This window comes from Mucilaginibacter sp. P4_G9, from assembly GCF_056400985.1.
Genome location: NZ_JBFUKF010000612.1, coordinates 1 through 2164 on the forward strand (window position 1 = coordinate 1; position 2164 = coordinate 2164).

General features: G+C 39.3%; 2 protein-coding genes. Both read left to right on the plus strand.

The window, feature by feature from the left end; genetic code table 11:
• The coding region (locus tag AC1DPZ_RS25910) for a glutamine amidotransferase-related protein (RefSeq protein WP_477408928.1) at positions 1–136 on the plus strand (136 nt) is incomplete at its 5' end.
• A 24-nt stretch (positions 137–160) separates the two neighbouring features.
• Positions 161–1993 carry a membrane protein insertase YidC gene (gene yidC, locus AC1DPZ_RS25915; protein ID WP_477408926.1) on the plus strand — a complete coding sequence of 611 codons (1833 nt, stop codon included), beginning with the start codon at positions 161–163 and terminating at the stop codon, positions 1991–1993.
• Positions 1994–2164: the final 171 nt, after the last annotated feature.

Below are 2164 nucleotides of genomic sequence, written 5' to 3' on the forward strand. Positions count from 1 at the left end.
GGTTGTGGAACTTAAAAATCACCCGTTTTTTGTAGGTTCACAATTTCACCCAGAATTAAAATCAACAGTTGCAAATCCGCACCCACTTTTTATTAACTTTGTCGCCGCTTCACTGGCTTATGCCCGTAAGAAATAAGTTAATTGTACGATACGATAGATAATGGATAAAAATACCTTTACAGGATTATTCCTGATCATGGCTATAATAGCTGGCTCTATTTACTTTTTAAAGCCATCTGATGCCGAATTAAAAAAAGAACGCCTTTTACAACAACAGGATTCTTTGAAAAAAGCCGGTTTGGCCAAAGCAAATACCCCTGCAGCTGCAAAATTTGATACCAGTAAAACGGCCGCTAAAACCGTAGCCGATTCTGCAACTTTAAAAAGTCCGTTTGGCGCGGCATCAGTAGGTAGCGAGAAGCTAATAACTATTGAAAACCAGGAATTATTGGTTAAACTGAACACAAAAGGTGGTAAAGTAGCTTCGGTTGAATTAAAGAATTATAAAACCTTTGATAAAAAGCCCCTTGTATTATTCAGTGACGATAAAGCTCATTTTGGGTTGAACTTTAATGTTGGCGATAAAAAAATAAACACCGACGAATATTATTTTACTCCAAACGCATCAGATTTAAAAGTTGCCGAAAAGGATTCGGCCTCAATTACCCTGCGTTTAAGCTATAGCCCAACCCAGTATATTGATTATATATACAGCTTAAAAGGCACTGGCTTTAAATTGGGCTTAACCATTAAGCCTACCGGGCTTGATGGCGTTATTGCCAATAGCAGCAGTGTTAACCTTAACTGGGCAGCCAGCCTGCACAAACAGGAAAAGGATATGAAGCAGGAGCGCCAGTATACTACCGTTTATTATTTAAATACCGATGGCGTTGTAGATTATTTAAGCGAAACCAAAGACGACCAAAAGGAGATAAGTGATAAAAAGATGACCTGGGTTGCTTTTAAACAACACTTTTTCTCTAACGCGCTTATCGCTAAAAATGGTATAAGCAAATCAAACCTTGCAGCTGTAACCGATGTGGCCGATACTGCCGATGTCAGGCAGATGAAGGCCGATCTTACTTTGGCGCGTACGGCAGATGGTAGTGTGCCGCTTGAATTTTATTTTGGTCCAAACCGTTTTAACACCCTGCAGAAGCAAGGTTCTGATTTGCAAAAATTGGTTAACCTGGGCTGGGGGCCGTTAAAATACATTAACCAGTTTGCGGTATTACCCGTATTTAACTTTCTTAACCAGTTTAACTGGAATTACGGCCTTATCATTTTAGCGTTAACCATTGTACTTAAACTGGTACTATCGCCGCTTACCTACAAATCATACCTTTCGATGGCCAAGATGCGTGTGCTGAAGCCCGAGATGGACGAGATAAAGACAAAAGTTGGCGAGGATAACCCTACACTTTTACAGCAGGAATACCTCAAGCTTTATAAAAAGGCAGGAGTAAACCCATTAGGCGGCTGTTTGCCATTGCTGATACAAATGCCTATAGTAATCGCATTCTTTAAGTTTTTCCCAAGCTTATTTGAGCTGCGCGGCGAAAACTTTTTATGGATGCATGACCTATCCACCTATGATTCGGTAATTAAGTTTGCTCCTATAGCACTTATCGGTGGAGTTGATCACATAAGCTTAATGTGTTTGCTGATGACGATATCAACTTTGATTTATACCTACTTTAACAACCAGATCTCGGGCGCAACCGGGCAGATGAAATATATCGGGTACATTACTCCCCTTATTTTCCTTTTCACCCTTAACAGCTATCCATCAGGTTTAAATTATTACTACTTTTTGGCCAACATGCTTACCTTTTTACAACAATACCTGATTAAATTCATGGTTGATGATAAAAAGATCCATGCCCAGATCCAGGAAAACAAAAAGAAACCAGAGGATACCAAGAAGAAAAAATCAGGTTTCCAGGCCCGTATGGAAGAAATGATGCGAAATCAACAACAGGCAAAGAAATAGATTTTTGGAGTAAGGACTTTCGGACGAAGGACTTTTAGACAAAAGACTTTCAGATAGACAATTCCGAAAGGGTTAACCCTTTCGGAATTTTTTGCATTTAAGCCAACCTGTTACAAATTGTAGAATTTAAGAAGTGCGATTTTTTTTGAGCCTTAGGAGCTGTCTATAAAT